The organism is Xanthomonas albilineans (assembly GCF_002939705.1).
In the GTDB taxonomy this organism is placed as follows: domain Bacteria; phylum Pseudomonadota; class Gammaproteobacteria; order Xanthomonadales; family Xanthomonadaceae; genus Xanthomonas_A; species Xanthomonas_A albilineans.
This window is the reverse complement of the sequence record NZ_MDCB01000007.1, coordinates 1-22,182: the sequence shown is the minus strand read 5'-3', so window position 1 is coordinate 22,182 and position 22,182 is coordinate 1. Positions and strand designations below refer to the sequence as shown.

Annotated in this window: 18 protein-coding genes; 11 read left to right on the top strand and 7 right to left on the bottom strand. The window is 63.4% G+C overall.

What is annotated here, in order from left to right; translation table 11 throughout:
* Positions 1-10: 10 nt before the first annotated feature.
* Complete coding sequence (locus XalbCFBP2523_RS08030) at positions 11-265, bottom strand: WGR domain-containing protein (RefSeq protein WP_045766042.1); 255 nt, start codon at positions 263-265, stop codon at positions 11-13.
* 495 nt (positions 266-760) lie between these two features.
* Between XalbCFBP2523_RS08030 and XalbCFBP2523_RS08025 the strand changes: the two genes are divergently transcribed.
* Genes XalbCFBP2523_RS08025 through XalbCFBP2523_RS08015 form a run of 3 tightly spaced genes read left to right on the top strand, consistent with a single transcriptional unit; the run spans position 761 to position 6,593 of the window.
* Positions 761-1,945, top strand: coding sequence for an efflux RND transporter periplasmic adaptor subunit (locus tag XalbCFBP2523_RS08025; protein ID WP_230597174.1), 1,185 nt, complete (start codon positions 761-763; stop codon positions 1,943-1,945).
* The gene (locus XalbCFBP2523_RS08020; protein WP_045766040.1) at positions 1,942-5,142 is read left to right on the top strand and encodes an efflux RND transporter permease subunit; all 3,201 of its coding nucleotides are present in this window, start codon (positions 1,942-1,944) and stop codon (positions 5,140-5,142) included. Before XalbCFBP2523_RS08025 ends, XalbCFBP2523_RS08020 begins: the two co-directional genes overlap by 4 nt.
* Positions 5,142-6,593: an efflux transporter outer membrane subunit gene (locus XalbCFBP2523_RS08015; RefSeq protein ID WP_104629939.1), complete on the top strand. Its 1,452-nt coding sequence runs from the start codon at positions 5,142-5,144 to the stop codon at positions 6,591-6,593. Before XalbCFBP2523_RS08020 ends, XalbCFBP2523_RS08015 begins: the two co-directional genes overlap by 1 nt.
* A gap of 97 nt (positions 6,594-6,690) precedes the next feature.
* On the opposite strand, the gene aroB is transcribed toward XalbCFBP2523_RS08015, so the two are convergent.
* Positions 6,691-7,800 (bottom strand): 3-dehydroquinate synthase, encoded by a 1,110-nt coding sequence (gene aroB / locus XalbCFBP2523_RS08010; RefSeq protein WP_012916649.1) that lies wholly within the window; start codon positions 7,798-7,800, stop codon positions 6,691-6,693.
* The gene (locus tag XalbCFBP2523_RS08005) at positions 7,797-8,339 is read right to left on the bottom strand and encodes a shikimate kinase (RefSeq protein ID WP_045766039.1); all 543 of its coding nucleotides are present in this window, start codon (positions 8,337-8,339) and stop codon (positions 7,797-7,799) included. The genes aroB and XalbCFBP2523_RS08005 overlap by 4 nt, the downstream gene beginning before the upstream one ends.
* A 121-nt stretch (positions 8,340-8,460) precedes the next feature.
* Here XalbCFBP2523_RS08005 and pdxH point away from each other — a divergent pair, with 121 nt between their 5' ends.
* Positions 8,461-9,060, top strand: a complete 600-nt coding sequence (gene pdxH, locus XalbCFBP2523_RS08000) for a pyridoxamine 5'-phosphate oxidase (protein WP_045766038.1) — start codon at positions 8,461-8,463, stop codon at positions 9,058-9,060.
* Positions 9,061-9,266: 206 nt separating this feature from the next.
* Here the strand turns inward: pdxH and proC are convergent, their stop codons facing one another.
* The 3 genes from proC to XalbCFBP2523_RS07985 form a co-directional block, all read right to left on the bottom strand.
* Complete coding sequence (gene proC, locus XalbCFBP2523_RS07995) at positions 9,267-10,109, bottom strand: pyrroline-5-carboxylate reductase (protein WP_045766037.1); 843 nt, start codon at positions 10,107-10,109, stop codon at positions 9,267-9,269.
* Between the two features lie 149 nt (positions 10,110-10,258).
* Entirely contained in the window at positions 10,259-11,299 is a 1,041-nt protein-coding gene (locus XalbCFBP2523_RS07990; RefSeq protein WP_249027719.1) for a hypothetical protein, read from the bottom strand.
* A 265-nt stretch (positions 11,300-11,564) separates the two neighbouring features.
* Positions 11,565-12,254, bottom strand: a complete 690-nt coding sequence (locus XalbCFBP2523_RS07985; RefSeq protein WP_012916644.1) for a YggS family pyridoxal phosphate-dependent enzyme — start codon at positions 12,252-12,254, stop codon at positions 11,565-11,567.
* A gap of 87 nt (positions 12,255-12,341) precedes the next feature.
* Between XalbCFBP2523_RS07985 and XalbCFBP2523_RS07980 the strand changes: the two genes are divergently transcribed.
* Positions 12,342-13,379 carry a type IV pilus twitching motility protein PilT gene (locus tag XalbCFBP2523_RS07980; protein ID WP_012916643.1) on the top strand — a complete coding sequence of 346 codons (1,038 nt, stop codon included), beginning with the start codon at positions 12,342-12,344 and terminating at the stop codon, positions 13,377-13,379.
* 124 nt (positions 13,380-13,503) lie between these two features.
* Positions 13,504-14,634, top strand: a complete 1,131-nt coding sequence (locus XalbCFBP2523_RS07975) for a PilT/PilU family type 4a pilus ATPase (RefSeq protein ID WP_012916642.1) — start codon at positions 13,504-13,506, stop codon at positions 14,632-14,634.
* Between the two features lie 37 nt (positions 14,635-14,671).
* Here the strand turns inward: XalbCFBP2523_RS07975 and XalbCFBP2523_RS07970 are convergent, their stop codons facing one another.
* The gene (locus XalbCFBP2523_RS07970; protein ID WP_045766036.1) at positions 14,672-15,211 is read right to left on the bottom strand and encodes a DNA-3-methyladenine glycosylase I; all 540 of its coding nucleotides are present in this window, start codon (positions 15,209-15,211) and stop codon (positions 14,672-14,674) included.
* A 315-nt stretch (positions 15,212-15,526) separates the two neighbouring features.
* On the opposite strand from XalbCFBP2523_RS07970, the gene XalbCFBP2523_RS07965 reads away from it, so the two are divergent.
* The 5 genes from XalbCFBP2523_RS07965 to XalbCFBP2523_RS07945 all read left to right on the top strand — a co-directional run.
* A complete protein-coding gene (locus XalbCFBP2523_RS07965) occupies positions 15,527-16,093 on the top strand; it encodes a YqgE/AlgH family protein (protein ID WP_012916640.1) in 567 nt (188 codons plus the stop codon).
* Positions 16,086-16,583, top strand: a complete 498-nt coding sequence (ruvX, locus tag XalbCFBP2523_RS07960) for a Holliday junction resolvase RuvX (RefSeq protein ID WP_045766035.1) — start codon at positions 16,086-16,088, stop codon at positions 16,581-16,583. The genes XalbCFBP2523_RS07965 and ruvX overlap by 8 nt, the downstream gene beginning before the upstream one ends.
* Positions 16,584-16,601: 18 nt before the next feature.
* Positions 16,602-17,549, top strand: a complete 948-nt coding sequence (locus XalbCFBP2523_RS07955; protein ID WP_012916638.1) for an aspartate carbamoyltransferase catalytic subunit — start codon at positions 16,602-16,604, stop codon at positions 17,547-17,549.
* 112 nt (positions 17,550-17,661) lie between these two features.
* Entirely contained in the window at positions 17,662-19,650 is a 1,989-nt protein-coding gene (locus tag XalbCFBP2523_RS07950) for a M1 family metallopeptidase (RefSeq protein ID WP_045757347.1), read from the top strand.
* 833 nt (positions 19,651-20,483) lie between these two features.
* The coding region (locus tag XalbCFBP2523_RS07945; RefSeq protein WP_104629935.1) for a methyl-accepting chemotaxis protein at positions 20,484-22,182 on the top strand (1,699 nt) is incomplete at its 3' end.

Here is a 22,182-nt window from a genome sequence, read left to right as displayed (position 1 = left end):
GGAGGATTCCTCAGTGCGGCGCGTCGGCGCCACGGGTGGAAATGACCTGGAAGCCGCGCTTGAGTTGCGCATCGCGGGCTTTCTCGAAGGCGGCATGGGCGTCGTGCTGATGCAGGTATTGCGCGCGCTTGAGTTGCGCGCGCCCGCCGATCTGGCCGCTTTCGCGCAATAACTCCCAGCCGCCGAACAGGTCCGGTTGCAGGGTTAGCTGGATGTAGCGCGGCGGCTGGTTGCCGTCGGAGTTTTGTTGCAGGAAGACATGCATGCATGGATTGTAGCCGTTGCCCGTGCGCGTGGCTCATTGGGGTATGTTGAGCGTTCGCTCAACGTCGCTCGTACGTCTTGGCTGGCGCATAACTTGAGACAACACGGCAGAAGGCGATCACGGCGATGCGATGCGGCACGATGGCCGGATGTTGGTGAAAACCCGATTTTAGGCCTTGGCATGCCACCCGATGCTCGCGGCAGACGGGCCAGCAGGCGTTCGCCGAGGTGTCGTGCCCGGTCGTCTTGCCTTCGTCGTCGTTGTGACGTCGCCGGGATTGGCATTGCCGCCCCGTTCGCACACAATGCCGGAACCTATGCTGTCACGCATCGCCATTCACTACCATTGCGGACCCGGCCAGCATGCAAGCCAGAGTAATGCATCTTTATTCCGAGCAAAACGGCGATCTCAGTGCGGGACTTGGTGCCTTGAATCGCGCCGCCAACGACGATGCCGGTGTGGCGATGCACGCCAAGGCTCGGGGAGACAGCGTGCGTGCCTAAAATACGTGCCGATCGCGGTGTGGGGCGGGGCGGGATCGTTGCGGGGCTGATGGCGTTGTGCCTGCTGGTGATTGTCGGCCTTTGGTACTGGGTCGTGCATCGCCGCCAGCCGACGTCGGCTCCTGCGCCATTGCGCGTGGAGACGATGACGGTCGCACCGCATAGGGTGCCTGACATCATCGAAACCTCGGGTACGATCATTTCGCCGCACACCGTCGCCGTCCGGCCGCAGACCGATGGTGTCCTGCAATCGGTGCTGATCCATGATGGCGAGCAAGTCCACAAGGGACAACTGCTCTTTACGATTGACCCCCGGCCGTTGCGCGCGGCACTTGCCCAGGCGCGCGCCACCCTTGCGCGCGATCAAGCGCTCGCCGCCGATGCCGCTGATACGGAAGCGCGTTACAGCAAGCTTTCCAAGACTGGAGCGGTCGATCCGAAGACCTACGTCACCGCAGCCGACACGTTGCGGTCCTTGCGTGCAACCGTCGCTTCCGATCAGGCCCAGGTCGAGCAGACCCAGCTATTGCTGGCCTATACCCAGATTCGCGCTCCCATCGACGGGCGGGCGGGCGCCATCGCGGTCAAGCCGGGCAATCTCGTGTCCAATGGCGCGACGACTGCCTTGGTCACCATCAATGTGAACGCGCCGATCGAGGCGAGCTTCGCGCTTGCGCACGTGCAAGTTGATGCCGTGCGCGCGGCACGCGCAGGGCGCGATGGCATCGGATTGCCTGTCCAGGCGTTGGATTCGGTGAGTGGCAAACTGCTCGACCGTGGTCAGTTGTATTTTCTCGATAATGCATTCGACACCAGTAGCGGGACGCTGGCACTCCGAGCGCGTTTCGCCAATGCCGGCGGGACGCTCTGGCCAGGCCAGTTCGTCACCGTTCGGGTGATCCTTGCGGAAGATCCGCAGGTCCTGTCCGTTCCCGAGGGCGCGTTGCAGCAGGGGCAACACGGTGCGTATATCTACTGCGTGGTCAACGGGCGTGCGGTCTCGCGTCCGCTGAGCGTGGCCCGGTTGATCGATGGACAGGCGGTGATCGCCAAGGGCTTGCGCACGGGCGATACCGTCATCCTGACCGTGCCGAACGAATTGCGCGATGGCACCGCCGTGCAATCGAGCAACCAACGCACCAGGCAGGATGCGGTGGCGACGGGACGGCATGCGTGAATCTATCGGCCGTCTTCATCCGTCGCGCGGTGATGACATCGGTCGTGATGATCGCGCTCGTGCTGGCAGGTGGCATGGCGTTCTTTGCACTGCCGGTGAGCGAACTGCCCGATGTCAGTTTTCCCACGATCACCGTCAACATGTCGCTTCCGGGTGCCAATCCGGAGACGATGGCAGCGGCCGTGGCGACACCGCTGGAACGTCAGTTCAGTGGCCTCCAGGGGCTGGATACGATGAGTTCGACGAGCAGCGTCGGCGCCACGCGGATCGTCCTGCAATTTTCGTTGAGCCGGAATGTCGATGCGGCGGCGCAGGATGTGCAGAATGCGGTCTCGCAGGCGGCCGGGCTGCTGCCGCGTGAAATCAATCCGGCGCAGATCCAGAAGGAGGATCCCAGCGCCGCGCCGATCATGCATCTGATCCTGCGCTCGAAGACAATCGCGCTGCCACTGCTCAACCAATTCGCCAAGGACCGTGTCGCGTTGCGCTTGGCCTCGGTACCGGGCGCCGGTCAAATCGACGTCAACGGCGCGCAGAAGTATGCCGTGCGTCTGTTCGTCAATCCGCACCTGCTCGCCGCGCGGCATCTGGGATTCGACCAGATCGTCTCCGCCGTGCAGGCGGGCAACAGCAACGCGCCGGCAGGGACGCTGATGGGCCGTGCCCGTTCCTACACCGTCAAGGCCGATGGGCAGCTCAAGACGGCGGCCGATTTCGACAAACTGGTATTGACCTACGCGGACGGTGCGCCGGTGCGTTTCCAGGATGTCGGACATGCCGAAGACAGTGTCGAAAACCTGCAGACCGCGGCGTCTCTCAACGGCCAGCGTGCGATCGAAATCAACATCCATCGCCAGCCGGGCGCCAATACGTTGTCGGTGACGAAAGGCATCCAGGCGGCGCTGCCCGGAATCCGCGCGCAACTGCCCGGTGATGCCGAACTCGACGTGCTCTACGACCGTGGCGATTACATCGGTGCGTCGGTGGAGGACGTGGAATGGACGCTGATCGGATCGCTGGTGCTGGTGATCATCGTGATCCTGCTCTTTCTCAGGAGCTGGATCGCGACGCTGATCGTCGCCCTGGCGCTGCCGACATCGTTGATCGGCACCTTTGCGGTGATGCGCCTGTTGCACTATAGCCTCGACAACATTTCGATGCTGGCGCTGACGCTGTCGGTCGGCTTCGTCGTCGACGATGCGATTGTCGTGATCGAGAATATCGTCCGCCATGCCGAACAGGGTGCTAGCCGGATGGAGGCGGCGATGAAGGCCTCGAAGGAAATCGGTTTCACGGTGTTGTCGATGACGCTTTCCCTGTCGGCGGTGTTCTTGCCGATCGTGTTCATGGGCGGCTTGGTCGGACGGCTGTTCTCCGAGTTCGGCATGGTGATCGCGATTGCGGTCATTCTTTCGGGGATCATCTCGCTGACGCTCACGCCGATGTTGGCCAGTCGCTGGCTCGATCCGAAGAAGAGTTCGGGCTGGGTGTTCGAACGCTTCGACCGGCTGGTCGACGCATCCGAGCGGGGTTACGCACGCTCCCTCGAGTGGGCGACGTGCCATATCGGCTTGATGTTCGCGATCGGCATCGCGACGTTGTTGGGGACGGCAGGCGTCTACGCCATCGTCGATAAGGGCTTCATTCCCCAGGTCGATTCGGGAAAGATCGATGGCGAGACCCGCGTGCCGGAAGGAACTGCCTTCGCCGATTTCGTTGCCAAGCAGAACGCGGTGGTCAAGATCATTCAAGCCGACCCGAACGTCGCCAATGTCGAATCGGTGATCGGTTCCAACGGCACGCTCAACAACAGCGGACGCTTACTGATCGGGCTCAAGCCGCTCTCCGAACGCAAGGGCACGGCGGACGATGTGATCCAGGCGGTCCGCACGCAGGTGGCCAAGATCGAGGGTATCACGCTCAATATGCGCAATCCGCCCGCCATCGACATGGGGCCGACGGCGTCGAACGGATCCTTGCAATACGTGTTGCAGTCCACCGACCAGAAGGCGTTGTACGCCCAGTCGGACGTGATCCTGCAACGCATCCAACGTCTTCACGAGGTCCAGGATCCGAAAAGCGACCTGCAGATCAAGAATCCCGAAATCGATGTCATCCTGCATCGCGAGCAGGCCGCGTCGCTGGGCGTCACCGCTGCCGGTGTGCAGGACACGCTGCAGAGCGCCTACGGCGGACGCAAGATCAGTACCATCTATGGTGACACCGACCAGTACGAGGTGCTGCTGCAGGTCGCGCCATCGGCACAGGCCGATCTCAACGCGCTGGATGCCCTGTCGTTCAATGGCAACCAGAACCCGGGCATCACGGCGATCGGCACGCAGACTTCCAACAGCAGTTCGGGCACCAGCGCGGTGTTGACCGCGGCAGGCGGCCCGATGGTGCCGCTTCGCGCGGTGGCGGACGTGCGCATGGGCGTCGGTCCCGTGGCGATCAACCACTACGCCGGTTTGCCGGCGGTGACGCTCTCGATGAATCTGGCGCCCGGTGTCGCGTTGGGCGATGCCGCTGCCGCAATTGGCAGCCTGATGGCGCAGACGCTCGGCAAGGGCGATGCACGCGCCATCAGTGGCCAGTTCGCCGGCTCGGCGCAGGCGTTCGAAAATTCGTTGAAGACCCTGCCGATGCTGCTGCTCATCACCGTGCTGCTCATCTACGGCGTGCTTGCGATTCTTTACGAGGATGCATTGCACCCGATCACGATCCTGACATCGCTGCCGCTCGCCGGATTCGGCGCCATTTTCATGTTGGTACTTTTCAGGCAGGAATTGAATCTTTTCAGCTTCGTCGGTCTCATCCTGCTAGTCGGCCTAGTCAAGAAGAACGGCATTATGATGGTGGATTACGCGCTGGAATTGGAGCGTTCTGGCGAAGAACAATGGAAAAGCCCACGTGCGGCGATGATCGAAGCGGCGAAGGTGCGGTTCCGTCCGATCATGATGACGACCCTCGCGGCAGTCCTTGGGTCGTTGCCGATCGCGCTGGGCTTCGGTGCGGGCGCGGAAGCGCGCCGCCCGCTCGGCATCGCCGTGGTGGGCGGTCTGCTTTTTTCGCAGGCGTTGACGCTCTATCTGACCCCGGCGTTCCATATCGCGATGGCGGAATGGATGCTGCGCCGCCGCGCGCGTCGCGGCGGGACCACGCCGCCGCATTTTCCATCGATGGCAGGGTCGGCCTGATGCGTTGTGTCGCCCTCATTGCGGTGTGCCTGCTGTCGGCCTGTAGCCTGGCGCCTGACTATGTACGTCCTGCACCGCCGATACCGCCATCGTGGCCGGCAGGCGACGCCTACCTGGTGCGGAACGAAGCGGCGCTGCCTTCGCTCACGTATCGGCAGATGTTTCGCGATCCCCGGCTGCAGCGTCTGATTGCGCAAGCATTGGACAATAACCGGGATTTGCGGATTGCGATCGCCAACATCGCCCAGGCGCGTGCGCAATACCGCATCCAGCGCGCCGAATTGTTGCCTAAGCTAAGTGGAACAGCGAGCGGCGTGCGTTCTTATCGAGGCAAAGGTGCTGCAGCGGCGCCGGCCACGGCAAACGCGTCGGGCGCAACGGCGGCGGTCGCGCCATCGCAAGGCGATACCCGCGAATACAGCCTCGGTGTCGGCATCACCGCGTTCGAGATCGATCTGTTCGGACGGGTCCGTTCGTTGACCACTGCCGCGCAACAGCGTTACCTGGAACAAGAGGCTGCCGCGCGCGCCACGCGCCTGACGCTGGTCGGTGACATCGCCACGGCGTGGCTGACCTACGCCAGCGACAGGAGCCTGCTGAAAATTGCGCAGGAAACTGTGCAAAGCGCGAGCATGAGCGTTGCGCTGACCCGGCAGCGGTTCGAGGGCGGAATTGCGCCGCATTCGGATCTTTATCAGGCCAACCAGGTGCTGCATACGGCGCAATCGGACCTGGCCGAGCAGACCACCGCGATGGCCCAGGACGTCAATGCGCTGCGTCTGCTGGTGGGCGGCCCGGTCGATCCCGAACTTTTGCCGGGCTCGATCCAGGAAGCGACGCCGACCATCGGCGAACTTCCGGCTGGACTGGATTCGAGCATTCTGCTGCGCCGGCCTGATGTGGTGGAGGCGGAGTACGCATTGCGCGCGGTCAATGCCCAGATCGGCGCCGCTCGCGCAGCGTTGTTCCCCCGCATCACCCTGACCGGCATGCTGGGGTTGAGCAGTACGGCACTGTCGGACCTGTTCACGCACGCTGCATTCAACAGGACGGTGGGGGCCAGCGCGAGCGCTGCCATTTTCGATGCCGGTGCGGCGCGCGCCAATGTGAAATACACCCAGGCACAGCGCGATGCCGCATTGGCAACATACGAAAAGACCCTTCAAATCGCCTTCAGCGAAGTGTCCGATGCGCTGGCCAGACGCGGCACCATCGATGCGCAGTTGCTTGCGCAACAAAATCTCGTGTCCGATTCCGCCAGCAACTATCAATTCAGCGATCAGCGTTATCGCGGCGGTGTCGAGCCGTTCCTGTCCAATCTCGATGCGCAGCGCAGTTACTATTCGGCACAGCGCGGCCTGGTCGCGACGGAGCTGGTCAAGGCGACCAATTTGGTGACGCTGTATCGAACCCTGGGCGGCGATGCGACGCTGGAGACCGTCCAGAACTGAGTCGCCCAGGCGTTTGTCTGCGGGGCAATGCGCGCCGCTGCATTGCGCCAGACACCGAGGCAGACGCCAATGCGTGAGTGTCGTGGGGTGTTGCCGCTCAGCCAGTGGACAGCACCGCCAGCACCTCGGCTTCGTCCACGTCGGGGACGATTTCGGCGTGGCCGATGCCACGCCACAGCACCAGGCGCAGGCGACCGGCCAGGTTCTTCTTGTCCAGGCGCATGCGTGCCAGCAAGGCCTGCGGTGCCAGTCCGCTTGGCAGTGCAGTGGGCAGGCCGAAATCGACAAGCTGTGCGCGCAGCCGCGCGGCGTCCTGTGCCGAGGCCAGGCCCAGTCGTGCCGATAGCTCGGCGGCCAGCACCATGCCCACCGCGATCGCTTCGCCGTGGTTGAGATTGCTGTTGTCCGGTGCGCCGTAGCCCTGCTCGGTCTCGATGGCGTGGCCGAAGGTGTGGCCGAGGTTGAGCAGGGCGCGCTCGCCTTTTTCCAGCGGATCGCGGGCGACGATGTCGGCCTTGTGTTCGCAACTGCGCGCGATCGCCTGGGCCAGTGCGGCAGGTTCTGCCGCCAGCAGCGCGTGGCGTTCGGCGTGCAGCCATTCGAAGAACAACGGGTCGCCGATGGCGCCGTACTTGATCACCTCGGCCAATCCGGCGCGCAATTCCCGTGGCGGCAGGGTGCGCAGTGTGGTGGTGTCGGCCAGGACGGCGCGCGGCGGATGGAATGCGCCGACGAGGTTCTTGCCTTGCGGGATGTCCACCGCGGTCTTGCCGCCGACTGAGGAATCGACCATCGCCAGCAGCGTGGTCGGCAACTGCACGCAGTCCACTCCACGCATCCAGCACGCGGCGGCGAAGCCGGCCAGGTCGCCGACCACACCACCGCCCAGGGCCAGCACGCAGGCGTCGCGGGTGGCGCCGAGTTCGGCCAGGGCGGCGATCGCCCCACTGAAACTGTCCAGGGTCTTGGATGCCTCGCCGGCGGCGATCACGAACGCACCGATCTGCAGCTCCGGGCGCGCGGCCAGCAATGCCTCACGGACCTGCTGCGCATACAGCGGCGCGACGTGGCTGTCGCTGAGCAGTAGCACATGGTGGCCACGCACGTGTGCGGCTAGGCAGGTGCCGTTGTCGAGCAGTCCCGGCCCGATGCGGATGGTGTAGGCCGGGTCGCCAGCGACCTCGACCGTGCGCGATGCGGCGGTCATGCAGTGTGTTCCGGAAGTTTCCACGACGCGATCAGGCGCACGACTAGTTGTGCGGTGGCCTCGGCGGGAGTGAGGTGGTCGGTGTCCATGATCAGATCGGCGACCTCGCGGTACAGCGGCTCGCGCATCGCTTGCAGGTCGCGCAGCACCTGCTCGCGGTCGCCGTCTTGCAACAGCGGGCGGTTGCGGTCGCGCTGCAGGCGCTGCACCTGCTCGCCGACGCCGACACGCAAGTACACCACGAAGCCGTGTTCGCGCATCTCGCGGCGGCTGTCGGCGTTGAGTACGGAGCCGCCGCCGGTGGAAATAAGGTGGCCGGGCGTGTCCAGCACGCTTTGCAGGAAGGCGCGCTCGTGTTCGCGGAAGCCGGCTTCGCCGTTTTGCTCGAACAGTGCGGGGATGCTGGCGCCGGTGCGTTCGACGATGGCTTGGTCGCTGTCGACGAAGATCAGACCGAAGCGCTCGGCCAGGCGGCGGCCGATGACACTCTTGCCGGCGCCCATCGGGCCGACCAGCACCAAATTGGGGGCGGGATTCATCCGCCGATGCTAGCAGAGACCCGCCTCGCCTCGCGCGTTGCCGCATCGCTGCGGTGCGTGCGCGTGCGTCGGCCAGCGCTTGGGGCGACAATGTCGCTTCGTCCGCCGAGTGCTTGTCGCCATGCCCGATCTCTACCAGGAAGCCTTGTCCACCTTCGCCGACCTATTCGCCGAGGCGCGCATCAGCGACGAGGCCGAATACAACGCCATGGTGGTGTCCTCGGCGACGCTGGAGGCGCGTCCATCCTCGCGGGTGGTGCTGCTGAAGGCCTACGACGCGCGCGGTTTTGTGTTCTATAGCCACCTCGATAGCCAGAAGGGACGCGAGTTGCAGGCCAATCCGCAGGCATCGTTGTTGTTCCTGTGGCGACGCATGCGCGAAGACGGCGTGCAGGTGCGCATCGATGGCGAGGTGCAGCTTGTCGCCGCCGCCGAGGCCGATGCGTATTTTGCTTCGCGCCCGCGCATGAGCCAGATCGGTGCCTGGGCCTCGCCGCAATCGCGCACGCTGCACTCGCGCGAAGAGTTCGAGGAGCGTGTGGCCAAGGCCGAGGCCAGCTTCGAGGGGCGTGAGGTGCCGCGCCCGGAAGGCTGGGGCGGATTTCGCGTGGTGCCGCGCAGTTTCGAGTTCTGGTACGGCGCCAAGTACCGTTTGCATGAGCGCTGGCGCTACGAGGCTGATCTCGCCGGTCACTGGAGTAAACGCATGCTGTTCCCGTGAGCGGACGTTCTTGGTCCATGCTGCGGTTGTGCAGCCGGCTTGCGTGTGTCGTGTTCGCCGAGACCGTGCGCGTGGAGTAGTTCCGCATGTCGCCTGATGGAGCCTGGCATGGGGCCGGATTGGAATCGTCTGTCCGGCCGATGATGTCCCGAAATCCTGAAACCCTGTATGCGCTTGGCGAGCGGCAGCGCCGTGTCGGCTCCGGTTCAGTCGTTGGCGGCCGACAGGGCGCGACCGCGCGCGGCCGCTGCGGCGATCGCGGCGGCGGTTAGCGCCTCGAAGCCACCGGCTTGAAAGGTCTCGATCGCAGCCTGGGTGGTGCCATTGGGCGAGGTCACCCGCTGCCGTAATGCGCTCGGCGCTTCGCCGGATTCGGTGAGCATGCGTGCAGCGCCGAGCAGAGTCTGTTGGACCAGTGTTCGCGCGGTGTCGGAGGGCAAGCCTTGCGCGATGCCGGCGGCCTCCATCGCTTCGGCAAGCAGAAATACGTAGGCCGGGCCGCTGCCGGACACCGCGGTGACCGCGTCGATCAATGCCTCGTCCTTGACCCACACGGTGACTCCGGCCGCAGCCAGGAGCTGCTCGGCGTGTGTGCGCTGGGGAACGCTGGTGCGGGCATTGGCGAACAGACCGCTGACGCCGGCGCCGAGCAGGGCGGGCGTGTTCGGCATCGCCCGGATCAGGGCGTGCCCGCCGCCCAGCCAGCGGTCGAGTTGGTCGGTGGTAATGCCGGCGGCGATCGACACCAACAGAGGCTGCTGCGCCAAAGCCAGCGTGGCCAGTGCGGTGCAGACGCTGCGCAGCACCTGCGGTTTGACCGCGAAGATCCACACGCCTGCGCCGTCGGCGGCGGCGGCGGCGGTGTCGACTGCCTGGACGCCGTAGTCCGCGATCAGCGCTTCGCGCAACGCGGCGACCGGTTCGGCGACACGGATGCGCTGCGGATCGACGCCTTGGCGGATCAGCCCGGCGATCAGGCTGCGCGTCATGTTGCCGCCGCCGACGAAGGCAATGTCGGCCATGCGTGAGGTTTGGGTAGCGGAAGACATCGCACAGTACCGTGGTCGCGAGAAGGAACACCATGGTAGCGGCTGTGCCGTGCGGCGATTGCGTGGTCAGTGCGGCCTTATCTGTCTGCTGTGCTGCTGTGCTGCTGTGTAATGCGCCGGCGACGGTTTGCCGCGCCGGCGCGGAAGGGTCAGTTCGCCTCGGTGAACGTGATCGAGGGCATCTTGCCGCCGGAGGCGTAGCAATCGCCCAGATACAGGTTGTTGGTCTCGGCGGTGGTGCCGCCCGCGGCGCAGGTCGGGGCGGCGGTGTCGCCATTGAGCACGGCCACCTTCACCGTGATCGACGAACCCCGGTTGAAATTCGCTCGCGATGAATTCGAATTGCCGAACACGTTGAATTCCGAATCCGTCCATACCGTGGCGATCTCGAGCGCGTTGTCACTGGCGCTGACGCTGTGGGCAGTGCTGCCGTTGGTGAGGGTCACGGTATCCATGCCGTTGGCGGTCGCCGAGCCGGTCAGCTTGAGGTTGGCCAGTTGGGTGGCTGGTACGTTGGGTAAAATGAGGGCGTCGCTGTTGCGATAGCAACTGACATCGCCGTCGCTGATCCAGCCACTGGGGCAGTCGGAGCCGTAGTTTTGCAGCCAGTACTGCATGAATAGTGCGCTCTGCTCCTGGGAACCGCCGTTGTTGTAGATGAACTGTTGCCACACTGTGCAGTCTGATCGGTCTGCGCATGCGCTGGTGGTGGCATCGAAGTTTGAATTGATCTGCAACGCGTATTCGTTGGGACCGAGGCCCTGGCCGCTGCCGTTGCCGCCGATGCCGCGTTCGGAGGTGACGCCGCTGACCTTGGGGAAGCTGCCGACGGTCTGGCTGATGAGCGTATCGGAGCTGAGCACGTAGTCGTCGCTGTCGCCGACGGCTTGGATGGCGTGCATGCGGGTGTTGCGCGGGTGCGGATTGGAGTACCCGCGAGGAGGTCGGGTTGTGCAGGTATCGGCTTGCCAAGTGGTGCTGGGGTAGTTGGCGTGGAAGCAGCCTTTTGCCGGCGTGGGCTGATGTGCCATGGTGTCGCGCCAGTCCGCGTGCGCCCGGACTTCGTCGGGTGTCATCTGTGCCTCGTCAGCCTCCCTTGTCGATGTCGCTGCGGGTGCGGCGATCGCGGCGGACAGATGCAGCAGGACGATCAAGCAGGAGCCAAACAACAATTTGATGGATGCTTCCATCTTTGGACCTCAGTTGTGGGGCCGAGCGCATTCGGCGAGATGGGTGGCGGAGGACCCGCCGCCAGTGTCGATCGAAACCGAACATCTCTGTCAATACTGTGATTTGTCTAGTGGATCCTGACTTCGCAAGCCATCTCTTGCCGCTGTCTTTGGGTCAGTCTTTGACTTCATCGATAAAGTTCAAATCTCTCAATGAATTTGTAAATGATTCTGTAATGCATTTTGAACATCACTGAATCGGGATTGCAGGGAGACAATTCAGTGGCTATGCACGCGGCGAGGCATCCCCGCGTGCACCGAACAGTGCGGTGCCGATACGGACCAGGGTTGCGCCCGCGGCGATCGCCTGGGCGAAGTCGCCGCTCATGCCCATCGACAGCGTGTCTACCCGCGGGTAGGCGTCACGCAGGTGTTCGAACAGCGTGCGCATACGGATGAAGGCGGCTTCGCGGCGTTCTGCTTCGGGCCATGGCGCGGGAATGGCCATCAGCCCACGCAGGGCCAATGCCGGCTGCGCGGCGATGGCGATGGCCAGGGGCTCTATCTGATCGGGGTGACAGCCGTGTTTACTGGCCTCGTCGTCGATGTTGACCTGGATCAACACATTCAGCGGTCCCCGCGTGCTGGGCCGTCCCTTGGCCAGTGGGGCGATCAATTTGGGCCGGTCCACGCTCTGTACCCAGTCGAACAGGGTGGCCGCCAGTTCGGCTTTGTTCGATTGCAGGTGGCCGATCAGGTGCCACTCCAGGCCCGCCTCCGCCAACGCGGCGACCTTGTCCGCTGCCTCCTGCACGTAGTTCTCGCCGAACGCGCGTTGCCCTTGTGCGGCCAGCGCTGCGACCGCCGCCGCCGTCTGGGTCTTGGACACCGCGAGCAGCTGCGCCGGCGGACGCCCTGCGGCGTCGGCGGCGCGCTCCATATCCAGGCGGATTTGTTGCAGCGTGAGGTGGCTCAAGGCTGGCGATTCCTGTAAAGGGAAGGGCGCTATACTGCCGGTCGGGGAATCATCCTTCCAGTCGCAGCCCAAGGGGGAAAGCAGCGTATGGATATTGCGGAACTATTGGCGTTTTCGGTCAAGAACAAGGCGTCCGACCTGCACCTGTCCGCGGGTTTGCCGCCGATGATCCGGGTCGACGGCGACGTGCGCCGCATCAACATCCCGGCGCTGGACCACAAGCAAGTCCATGCGTTGGTCTACGACATCATGTCCGACCGGCAACGCCGCGATTACGAGGAATTCCTCGAGGTCGACTTTTCGTTCGAGATCCCCAGTCTGGCGCGCTTTCGCGTTAATGCGTTCAACCAGAACCGTGGTGCTGGTGCGGTGTTTCGTACCATTCCTTCGGAAGTGCTGACCCTGGAAGACCTGGGCTGCCCGCCGATCTTTCGCCAATTGATCGACCAGCCGCAGGGGCTGATCCTGGTGACCGGGCCGACCGGTTCGGGCAAGTCGACCACCCTGGCGGGCATGATCGATTACATCAACAAGAACGAATACGGCCACATCCTCACCGTCGAGGACCCGATCGAATTCGTGCACACCTCGCAGAAGTGCCTGATCAATCAGCGCGAGGTGCACCGCGATACTCTTGGGTTCAACGAAGCGCTGCGTTCGGCCTTGCGCGAAGATCCCGATATCATTCTAGTCGGCGAGTTGCGCGACCTGGAGACCATCCGTCTGGCGCTGACCGCCGCCGAAACCGGCCATCTGGTGTTCGGCACGTTGCATACCAGTTCAGCGGCCAAGACCATCGATCGCATCATCGACGTCTTTCCCGCTGGCGAAAAGCCGATGGTGCGTTCGATGCTGTCCGAATCGCTGCGTGCGGTGATTTCCCAGGCGCTGCTGAAGAAGGTCGGCGGCGGCCGCGCCGCCGCCTGGGAAATCATGGTCGGCACCCCGGCGATTCGTAACCTGATCCGCGAGGACAAGGTGGCGCAGATGTACTCGGCGATCCAGACTGGCCAGCAGAGCGGCATGCAGACCTTGGATCAGCATCTGCAAGACCTGGTCAAGCGTAGTCTGATCACCCGCAACCAAGCGCGCGAGTACGCCAAGGACAAGCGGATCTTCGAATGAGATCGAACCACAGAAGCGTTCACCCGGTCTAACGTAATTTGATATTCCATCAGATGGGCCGGACAGGATCGGGATCAGCCGCGTGTGCTGTTCGCGTCCTGAGTCCGAGTCCCGGAGCCACAGCATGAGTACCACCGACTTCACCTCGTTCCTGAAACTGATGGCGCACCAAAAAGCGTCGGATCTGTTCATCACCTCGGGCATGCCGCCGGCGATCAAGGTGCACGGCAAGATCAGCCCGATCACGCAGACGCCGCTGACCCCGCAGCAGAGCCGCGACATGGTGTTGAACGTGATGACGCCGGGGCAGCGCGAGGAGTTCGAGAAGACCCACGAGTGCAATTTCGCCATCGGCGTGTCCGGGGTTGGCCGCTTCCGCGTCAGTTGCTTCTACCAGCGTAACCAGGTCGGCATGGTGCTGCGCCGGATCGAAACGCGCATCCCCAGCGTGGACGAACTGAGCTTGCCGCCGGTGATTAAGACCCTGGCGATGACCAAGCGCGGCATCATCATCTTCGTTGGTGCGACCGGGGCCGGTAAATCGACCTCACTGGCGGCGATGATCGGTTATCGCAACCAGAACTCCACCGGACACATCATCACCATCGAAGATCCGATTGAGTTCGTGCACAAGCACGAGGGCTGCATCATCACCCAGCGCGAGGTCGGGATCGACACCGACAGCTGGGAAAACGCATTGAAAAATACCCTGCGTCAGGCGCCGGACGTGATCATGATCGGCGAGGTGCGCACCCGCGAGGGCATGGACCACGCCATTTCCTTCGCCGAAACCGGCCACCTGGTGCTGTGTACTTTGCATGCCAACAACGCCAACCAGGCGATGGATCGCGTCATCAACTTCTTCCCTGAAGACCGTCGCAGTCAATTGTTGATGGAACTATCGCTGAACCTGCGGGGCGTGGTCGCCCAGCAATTGATCCCGACTCCGGATGGCAAGAGCCGTCGGGTGGCGATGGAAATCATGCTCGGGACTCCGTTGATCCAGGATTACATCCGCGAAGGCGAGATCCACAAGCTCAAGGACGTGATGAAGGAGTCCATCAATCTGGGCATGCGAACCTTCGATCAGAGCTTGTTCGAGTTGTATCAGGCTGGCGAGATCAGCTACGAGGACGCGCTGCGTCACGCCGATTCGCAGAACGAAGTGCGCTTGCGCATCAAGTTGGCCCAGGGCGGCGACGCCAGAACCCTGGCGCAGGGCTTGGACGGGGTCGAGATCGCCGAAGTGCGCTGAGTCTGGTCGCAGCTTGCATCTGCTGCCCGGGGGGGCGTCAGCCATCGCGCATCCATGGCGGATTCAATCGTGCGATGCGCGCGTATGCGGGACAGTCGGCCCGGTGCGCGCCTGGCAGATAGCCCAGGCTCATCAGGAATTCGCCGGTGATTTCGCCGCCAGTGAAGCGGAACGTGCGCTTGAATAGTGCGACCCACTCGGGTTTGCTGCGCGGATGCTGTGCATCCAGCCAGGCGGCGAAGCTGCCATGAGCGGCGCGTAGGCCCTGGATCACTCGTGCGTTGTGGATCGCCGCTTGCACCTTGAGACGGTTGCGGATGATGTCGGGATCGGCGAGCAGGCGCACTACATCGGCCTCGCCGTAGGCCGCGACCGTATCCACGTCGAACCCGGCGTAGGCGGCGCGAAAGCCTTCGCGCTTTTTTAACATCAATTCCCAGCTCAGCCCGGCTTGATTGATCTCCAGGACAAGCCGTTCGAACAGGACGGTGTCGGCACGCTGCGGAACACCGTATTCGTCGTCGTGATAGGGACCATGCAAGGGATGGCCGGGGGCGATGTCGCAATAGCTGCTCATGCGGGAAGTATCCGTTAATCGTCTTGATCGTCGTGCGCGGGGCGCACCTCGGCGCGATGTACTCCCTGCATTCGCAGAGCGGGCCAGCGTTGCCGGGCCAGTTCCAGCTTGCCGACACGCAGGGCCATGTGGAGTGCAACCGCGTGTTCGCCGCGCTGTGGGAGGAACGATACGTTGGCTACGTCGTGTCAGCCAGCGGCGTCATTGGCATTGGCGTGGATCTGGCAATTGACGGCATAACGGCCGTTGGCATTGCAGCACATTGCGATCAGCCGATTATGGCAGCGCGCATGGCAGGGACGATAGAATGGGCGCATGTCCGCTTTGCCCACGCCCCTTGCCAACCAACTGCTGATCGCGCTGCCGGCGCTGTCCGATCCGAACTTCGCGCGCAGCGTGGCGCTGATCTGTCAGCACGACGAGAACGGCGCGATGGGCGTGGTGGTCAACCGCGCTTCCGAATACACACTGGGCGAAGTGCTGGCCCAGATGGGCATCGCGACCATCGATGCGGCGTTGCGCGAGCAGGTGGTACTCAATGGCGGGCCGGTGCATCCGGAACGCGGCTTCGTGATTCACGATGGCGAGCACCCCTGGGATTCGAGCCTGGCATTTGCCGAGGGCCTGTACCTCACCACCTCGCGCGACGTGCTCGAAGCGATGGCGCGTGGCGAGGGGCCGCGTAATGCGGTGGTCGCGCTGGGCTGCGCGGGCTGGGGGGCCGGCCAACTCGAGTACGAACTGGGCGAGAACAGTTGGCTGACCGCGCCGGCCGATGCCGAATTGCTGTTCGCGCTGCCGTTGGAGCGGCGTTGGCAGAGCGCGGCCGGGCGCATCGGCGTGGATCTGTTCCGCCTTACCGACTACAGCGGGCATGCCTGAGGCTGTCACGCCCGCCTCCGGCACCGATGGGGCCGCGACGCTCCGCCACGATGGGACCGTGCTAGGTTTTGATGTCGGCCATCGCCGTATCGGCGTGGCGGTCGGCAGCCGTTTCGGCAGCGGCGCACGCGCACTGGCGGTGATCGACGTGCATGCGCAAGGGCCGGATTGGCCTGCGTTGGACCGCCTGCATGCCCAATGGCGCCCGCACGGGTTGGTGGTCGGCGACCCGCTCACCCTCGACGGTGCCGATCAACCCAACCGCAAGCGCGCCCATGCCTTTGCCCGCGAACTCGGTGCGCGCTATCGCCTGCCGGTGGTGCTGGTCGACGAACGTTCCAGTTCGGTCGAAGCGGCCCAGCGTTTCGCCGTGGACCGCGCCGCCGGTCGCAAGCGTCGCCGCGACGGCGACGCGCTGGACGCGCTGGCGGCCGCCGTGATCGTCGAGCGTTGGTTGGCCGCGCCCGACGACGCGATTTCCCTTCCCTGATGTTTGCCCGGATTCGCCATGACCCATCCGCAACTCGATTTTCATGGACGCCTGCGTCACTTGCTCACGTTGGAAGGACTGCCGCGTGCGACCCTGTTGCAACTGCTGGACCGCGCCGGTCAGATCCGCGACGCAGCGGTGGGACGGGTCGGCAAGCGCAGCGTGCTGGCCGGGAGCGCGGTGTGTACGCTGTTCTTCGAGCCGTCCACGCGCACCCGTAGTTCGTTTCAACTGGCCGCGCAGCGGCTGGGCGCGGACGTGCTGAACTTCGATGCCTCCACCTCGTCAACGCGCAAGGGCGAGACCGCGCGCGACACGTTGAAAAATCTGGAAGCCATGGGCGTGCGCGGCTTCATCGTGCGCCATCCGGAGGACGGCGCAGTCGCGCGGCTTGCCGAAGCGGCGGGCGAGGGGACTGCGCTGATCAACGCCGGCGATGGCCTCAGTGCGCATCCGACCCAGGGCCTGCTCGACATGCTGACCCTGCGCCATGCCAAGGGCGGCGATTTCTCCAAGCTCAAGTTGATCATCGTCGGCGACGTCAAACACTCGCGAGTGGCGCGCTCTGACTTGCATGCCCTACGCACTCTGGGTGCCGGCGAGGTGCGCGTGTGCGGCCCGCGTGCGCTGCTGCCGGACGACGACACCCTGGATGGCTGCGTGGTCGGCGATGACCTCGACGCCATGATCGAGGGCGTGGACGCGGTGATGATGCTGCGTCTACAGCGCGAACGCATGGAGGAAGGCCTGGTGGCCTCGCTGGAGCAGTATCACACTCAGTACGGCCTCAACGCCGAACGTCTGCGTCGCGCGGCCAAGGACGCTGTTGTGCTGCATCCGGGCCCGATCAACCGCGGCGTGGAGATCACCGACGAGGTCGCCGACGGCGCGCAATCGTGCGTGCTGCGCCAGGTCGCCAACGGTGTGGCGGTGCGTATGGCCGTGTTGGAGACATTGTTGGGCTGAGCGGCGTGGGTTGTGCTGGTCGCGGCCGGTCGCTGCGACCAGCCCTTCCGGCATACCCGTCTCGGGCCGATTCGGCTTAGCATGGATGCTGATCCTGCCCACGGACGCCCCCATGAATCACGCTCTGCGCCGCGCGACTTTCGTCGCGGCTTGTGTTTCCTGCCTTGCCTTCGCCCCAGCCCGTGCCGCGGCGCCAGCGCCGGCACCGACCAGCGCCTACGATCCGCTCGCCCTGTTCGCCCCGCTGCAATTGCCGCAGCCGGCCACGGCCTACCGCAGCGGTGGCGGCGTTCCTGGACCACTGTATTGGCAGAACCGTGCCGACTACGCATTGCAAGCGACGCTGGACCCGGCCACGCATACGCTCCGAGGCCAGGAAACCATCACCTACAGCAATCGCAGCCCGGATACGCTGGATGTGCTCTGGCTGCAGCTTGACCAGAACTTCTATCGTGCCGACGCGCGTACCCGCAGCCTGCATGCCGCGCGCGCCGACCGACCGACCACCGATGGCGACCGTATTGCCAGAGTAGAACTGGAACAGGACGGCAAGCGCGTGCCGGCGACCTTCCTGATCGACGACACCCGTATGCGCGTGGACTTGCCGCAACCGCTCGGTAGCGGTAAGGCGCTCAAACTCCACATCGACTATGCCTATACCGTGCCCGGCATCTGGGGTGGTCGTACCGCAGTCACCTCGACGAGCGACGGGGACATGTACGAGATCGCACAGTGGTATCCGCGCATGGCGGTGTACGACGACCTGCGCGGCTGGGACACGCAACCCTACCTGGGTGCGGAGTTTTACTTGGAATACGGCGATTTCGACTACGCGGTGACGGTGCCGTGGAATTATCTGGTTGCCGGCTCCGGCGAGCTGGTGAATCCCACGCAGGTATTGACTGCCACGCAGCGCCGGCGCTTGGCGCAAGCCGCTGCCAGCGATCGTACCGTGACCATCCGCGGCGTCGACGAAGTCGGCGACCCGGCCAGTCGACCCAGCGCCAGCGGTACCCAGACCTGGCGCTTCCATATGGACCACACCCGCGACGTCGCGTTTGCCGCCTCGCCGGCGTTCGTCTGGGACGCCGCGCGCATCAACCTGCCGCAGGGTCGGCATGCGCTGGCGATGTCGTTGTACCCGCGGCAGGGGATGGGTGCCGACAAGTGGGGCCGATCCACCGAATTCGTGAAGGCGTCGATCGAACATTTTTCGCAGTGGTATCCGTATCCGTGGCCGGTTGCGGTCAATCTCGGCGGTCATGGCGCCGACATGGAATATCCCGGCATCGTCTTCGAGGACATGCACGACGGTGGCAAGCAACTGTTCTGGATCACCGCACATGAACTGGGACATGGCTGGTTCCCGATGATCGTCGGCTCCAACGAGCGTCGCCATGCGTTCATGGACGAAGGTTTCAACACTTTCATCGACGTCTATGCTTCCGACGCGTTCAATCATGGCGAATACGCGCCCAAGCGCGACGGCGAATATGCGCCCAATGGCGGTAACCCGGTGGACGAGATCCTGCCGCTGCTGGCCGATGCGCAGGCACCGACGTTATTCGCCCATGCCGATGCCACCAGCGAGGCTTATCGCCATCCATTGATCTATTTCAAGGCCGCCCTGGGGCTGGTGCTGCTGCGCGAACAAATCCTGGGGCCGGCGCGTTTTGATCCGGCATTTCGCAAGTACATTGCCACCTGGGCCTACAAGCACCCGACGCCGTCGGATTTCTTCCGGCTGATGGAAAGCGAATCCGGCGAGGATCTGGCCTGGTGGTGGCGCGGTTGGTATTTCAACAACTGGCAACTGGATATGGGCGTGCAGGCTGCCACCTATGTCGATCACGATCCGGCCAAGGGCTTGCTGGTGACCTTGCGCAGCCGGCAGAAGCTGGTGATGCCGGCGACCTTGCGCATCGATTTCGCCGACGGCAGCCATCTGGATCAGCGCGTGCCGGTCGAAACCTGGCTGCAACAGACCGAGCCGCAGATTCGCGTGCCGAGCACGCAGAAGGTGCTGCATGTGACGCTCGATCCCGACCACGTGTTGCCTGATGCCGACCGTCGCGACAACCGTGTCGACAGCGTGAGCTGAGTCGATGGGAGGGGCTCCTGTGCTGGGTCGGAGTCTGAGGCAGCATTGCGCCACCGCGCAAGCGCGGTAACTCTGCCCTAAAGACGAATAGTGCGCATTTGGACTGGCTAAAAAACGTCGCGAGTCGCTGTTGGGTGGGCGGAGACGGCACATGCGAGGGGCGCACCGTAAAGGTGATGCATGACGATTCCGAGCACTCCCTGCTCCCGCCATGAGAGCGAGGCAGCAGTTTTGTTGGCGGCTCTTACCCGATGGGCATCGTCGGGTACGGCATCGATGTGCTTGTCATCTGAGTTCTGCGCGTTTTTTCGTCGGTGTCGCCGGCATTACGGACGCGGCACAAAGTGCGCGAAGGTGTGTCCTGAGTTGTCGTTGCCCGTCTTCTGAGCATGGTATGTATCTTCTTGTTTCCTCCTGGGAGGCGAACGTTGGGATGGGGACAGTTTTTCCGTAGTCACGATGGCGTGCGCGATTACTGGGTCTGGCCCGTGTTGCTTGCCGATCACCTGGCATCGACTCCAAGTCGATGCCATAGGTATTCACTATGGAAATTTAATTTTCTGATTTAATTGTGAATTCAATCACAAGTCTTTACATGCATCCTCATTTGTGTGAGTGGTGGCAAAACATATGCTCGATTGCGCATAAAGAAGCGACTGGATGTGCCGTTACAGCCAACGATGACAAGCGCAGCATGCCGCCGATGCGGTGGGCATGAGGCGTGTTCGTGTTTTCGCTCTCCACCCTGCCTGGCCGGTAAGTCAGGCAATGTGCTGCGCGATCTTCGAGCGTTGTCAGGACTCCTGCCATTCTTTTTAGTTGGTAACATCCTCATGATCCGGTTCCTGCAACGTTATAACGTCGGTACGCGGCTTTCTTCGGCTTTCGGTGTTCTCATCCTGCTGTCCTGCGCACTCGTCGTGGCAGGCTTGATGACGTTGAGTCAAGCACGTGGAATGATGGATACCATCGTCAATCGCAGAATGCAGATTCTCGATTACATGAGCGAAATGCGTAATGCCAGTGCGCTGATCGCGATCAATCTGCGCAACATCGTGCTGCCCACTACCGATGAAGAGAATCGCCAATTCGCCGATGTCATCGAACAGCAGCGCCGTTACTACACTGAAATCCACGACAAGCTCTACGCGATTCCGGTGACCGAACAGGTCGCGGCGGATATGCGCAAACGGATCGACGACACCTACGCAAGCACCCGTGAGGTCAATCAGCAGGTGATGGACCTGGGTCTGGCCAATAAAAGCGCCGAGGCGCTTAAAGTGCTGATGACGCGTGCGGATCCAGCGACCAAGCAGTGGCAGGAAGCGATCAATGTGTATGCGAATCGGCAACGTCAACGTGGTGCCGCCGCTTACGCGGCCGCGAAAGTGTCGATGGACCTTGGGCGCAACCTGCTCATTGCCGGTGGTGCTCTCGTGGTACTGATCAGCAGTCTGCTGGCCTGGTTGATCACGCGGAGCCTGACTGTGCCGTTGAATCGCGCGACCCGCGCCGCTGAGGCGATTGCATCGGGCAAGCTGGATAACGACGTGCGGACCGATGCCAAGGACGAAACCGGCCGGCTGTTGATCGCGATGGATGGCATGCAGCAGCAATTACGCAGCCTGATCGGTGCGCAGTTGGAAATGGCCAAGCGCCACGATGCTGGCGAGGTCAGTCACCGTATCGATGCGCAGACGTTCCCCGGCGATTACGGGCGGATGGCGGCCGAGACCAATGCGCTGGTGTCCTCGCATCTGGCGGTCAAGACCAAGCTGGCGCAGATCATGGGGCGCTATGCGATCGGCGATCTGAGTCAGGACATGGATCGCCTGCCGGGCGAGGAAGCGGTGTTGAGCAAGACCATGGACGAAGTGAAGACAAACCTGTCGGCGATGAACGGGCAGATCAAGCAACTGGCTTACTCGGCGGCGCATGGCGACTTCGCCGCGCGGGGGGATGCCGAGCGCTTCCAGTACGACTTCCGGGTGATGGTGGAGAGCCTCAATCAACTGATGTCCACCGCCGATGGCAATCTGCAGTCGTTGTCGGCGTTGCTGCAGGCGATTGCGGCGGGCGATCTGACCGCGCGCATGCGTGGCGAGTTCCATGGTGTGTTCGCGCAGATGCGCGACGATGCCAATGCCACGGCCGAGCAACTGGCCAGCATCGTCGGGCGCATCAAGCAGTCGGCCGGTTCGATCAATGCCGCCGCCAGCGAAATCGCCACGGGTAACGATGACTTGTCGCAGCGCACCGAGCAGCAGGCGGCGAGCCTGGAAGAAACGGCGGCCTCGATGGAAGAGCTGACCTCCACGGTGAAACAGAACGCGGAGAATGCACGCCAAGCCAACCAGCTCGCTATCAGCGCCGCGTCGGTGGCCTCGCAGGGCGGTGCGGTGGTCGATCAGGTGGTGCAGACCATGAGCGGCATCGATACGGCCTCGAAGAAGATCGCCGACATCATCAGCGTGATCGATGGCATCGCGTTCCAGACCAATATTCTGGCGCTCAACGCGGCGGTGGAAGCGG